Annotated in this window: 3 protein-coding genes; all 3 read right to left on the reverse strand. The window is 69.7% G+C overall.

The window, feature by feature from the left end; translation table 11 throughout:
• Nucleotides 1-38 precede the first annotated feature (38 nt).
• Nucleotides 39-977: a YihY/virulence factor BrkB family protein gene (locus AAT21_RS24785; protein WP_046779175.1), complete on the reverse strand. Its 939-nt coding sequence runs from the start codon at nt 975-977 to the stop codon at nt 39-41.
• A 178-nt stretch (nt 978-1155) separates the two neighbouring features.
• Complete coding sequence (locus AAT21_RS24790) at nt 1156-1761, reverse strand: 2'-5' RNA ligase family protein (RefSeq protein ID WP_046779176.1); 606 nt, start codon at nt 1759-1761, stop codon at nt 1156-1158.
• A 96-nt stretch (nt 1762-1857) separates the two neighbouring features.
• Nucleotides 1858-2828 (reverse strand): tryptophan--tRNA ligase (trpS, locus tag AAT21_RS24795; RefSeq protein WP_063838145.1); only part of this gene is annotated, 971 nt, incomplete at its 5' end.

Consider the following 2828-nt stretch of genomic DNA (forward strand, 5'->3'; position numbering starts at 1 on the left):
GCGGTCCGTGCGCCAGGTCGCCTGGCCGGACGGGTTGGTCAGGTCGAAGGTGGCGCCGGAGAGACGTCCGTCCGGGCCGCGGACGCCGGTGGCTCGCCGTCGCCGTCCCTCTCTCCGTCTCCCTGGTCGTCGTCGCGGGTGGCCGTCCAGGCGGAGACGTACAGCAGCAGCTTCGCCATGAAGTTGATCCAGAGCAGCAGGGCGATCGGCACGCCGAAGGCCCCGTACATGCTTTTCGAGGCGACCTCCCGCATGTAGCCGCTGAGCAGCAGCTTCAGCAGCTCGAATCCGGCCGCGCCGATCAGCGCGGCCTGGATCAGGAGGGCCCGCGGCGGCTCGACCCCCGGGAGCAGGGTCAGGAGGTAGAGCAGCACCAGAAAGGCGGCCACCACGCCGATCAGGAAGGCGAGGGCGCGCAGCAGCACGCCGCCGGCTCCTTCGCCGGGGATGCCGATCCAGTCGGCCGCCTTGCCGACCGCGCTCGACCCGAGGATCGAGGCCGCCGCGGAGAGCAGGCCCACCGCGCCGAGGCCGAGCAGGACCAGCCCGTCCTTGCCCTTGCGGACGATCGGGTTCCCGTCGTCCTCGTCGTCCTTGTCCCAGACCGCGCGCAGGCAGTCCCGCATCGACCCCACCCAGCCGATGCCGGTGAAGAGGAGGAGGGCGCCGGCGACGAGGCCGATCGTGGCCGCGTTCGCGACGAGTCCCCCGATGTTGAGCTGGTCGGAGATGCCGGGGACCTGTTCGGAGAGGGTGTTCTCCAGCTTGTCCAGCTGCTGCTCGCTGAGCAGTGCCGCCCCGGCCGCCGCGGCCACGGCGATCAGAGGAAAGAGCGCGAGGAAGCTGATGAAGGTGATCGCGGCGGCGAGACGCGTCCAGTGCACACGGTCGAGGCGTTCGTACGAGCGCCACGCGTGGGTGCGCATCAGACGGCCCGCCAGCGGCCCGACCACCGGGAGTTTCGTCAGCCAGTCCATGGGGTCACCGTAAATGAGGCGCCGGAAATAGCCGGGATTGCCGCTGTCAGGGACTACGGTCGTCGATTGTGACTTTTCGCCCATCGCCCTCGACGGGGCGTCCGTTCCACACTCTGGTCCTGCGGAGGCTGAGATTCCGCGCCCGGCGCACCGCCCGGCTGACCCTGCGCCCGCTCCGTCAGGAAGGCCGTACGGTCGCCCCGGCCGCCTCGGCCGCCCGGTCGGCCGGCGAGCCCGGCTGCGCCGGAACGCCTATGGGCCCGCTCCCGAAAGGGTATTCACGCAGCTTGCGCCAGACCCCGTCGGAGCCCTGCTCGTAGAGTGCGAAGCCGTCGCAGACCCATTCGGCCACATAGTCGGCCAGCGTCGTGAACGCCAGGTCCATCGCCTCTTCGGAGATCCCGTGGGCGACGGTGACGTGGGGGTGGTACGGGAAGGCCAGCTCGCGGCTGAGCGGCCCGGACGGGTCGCGGACCTCGCCCTGCAGCCGGGTGCAGCCCGCCACGCCCTCGGCGATCCGGACGAAGACGACCGGCGAGACGGGCCGGAAGGTTCCCGTCCCGCTCAGCCGCATCGGGAAGGCGGGAAAGGCTGCGGCGACCTCGGTGAGGTGGGCCCGGATCGCCGGGAGCCGGTCCGCCTCCACCTCGGTCGGCGGCACGAGCGTGACATGCGTGGGGATGCCGTGCGCGGCGACGTCCCCGAAGCCCGCGCGCAGCTCCTGGAGCTGGCTGCCGTACGGCTCCGGGACCGCGATCGAAACGCCGAGCGTTACGGTCCCCACGTATCTCTCCTCCGCTTGTCCTTGTGGACCCTGCCGCCCCAGTGTGGGGCCACGACCCCACTTCGTGCCAGAGCGGTCTTTCCGTAGGTGCGTTCGTCAGTGCTTGGCGGGCAGCAGACCGAGGCGGTCGTACGCCTGCGCCAGCGTCTCCGCGGCGACCGCACGGGCCTTCTCCGCGCCCTTGGCCAGCAGGGAGTCCAGGGTCTCCGGGTCGTCCAGGTACTCCTGGGTGCGCTGCTTGAACGGTGTGACGAAATCGACCATCACACCGGCCAGGTCCGTCTTCAGCGCGCCGTAGCCCTTGCCTGCGTACCTCTCCTCCAGGGCGGGGATCGACTCGCCCGTGAGGGTGGAGTAGATCGTGAGCAGATTGCTGACGCCGGGCTTCTTCTCGGTGTCGAAGCGGATCTCGGCCTCGGTGTCGGTGACCGCGCTCTTGATCTTCTTCTCGGTGACCTTGGGCTCGTCGAGGAGGTTGATCAGGCCCTTGGGGGACGACGCCGACTTCGACATCTTGATCGCCGGGTCCTGGAGGTCGTAGATCTTCGCGACCTCCTTGACGATGTGCGCGGCGGGCAGCGTGAAGGTCTGGCCGAACCGGCTGTTGAAGCGCTCGGCGAGGTCGCGGGTCAGCTCGATGTGCTGGCGCTGGTCCTCGCCGACCGGGACGGCGTTCGCCTGGTAGAGCAGGATGTCGGCGACCTGGAGGATCGGGTACGTGAAGAGGCCGACGCTGGCGCTGTTGACACCGCCCTTGGCGGACTTGTCCTTGAACTGCGTCATCCGGCTGGCCTCGCCGAAACCGGTGATGCAGTTCATCACCCAGCCGAGCTGCGCGTGCTCGGGGACGTGGCTCTGGACGAAGAGCGTGCAGCGCTCGGGGTCCAGGCCGGCGGCGAGCAGCTGCGCGGCGGAGAGGCGGGTGTTCGCGCGCAGGTCCTTCGGATCCTGGGGCATGGTGATCGCGTGCAGGTCGACGACCATGTAGAACGCGTCGTGCGTCTCCTGGAGGGCGACGTACTGGCGGATGGCTCCGAGGTAGTTCCCGAGGTGGAACGAACCGGAGG

This window comes from Streptomyces yangpuensis (genome assembly GCF_001005295.1).
GTDB lineage: Bacteria > Actinomycetota > Actinomycetes > Streptomycetales > Streptomycetaceae > Streptomyces > Streptomyces yangpuensis.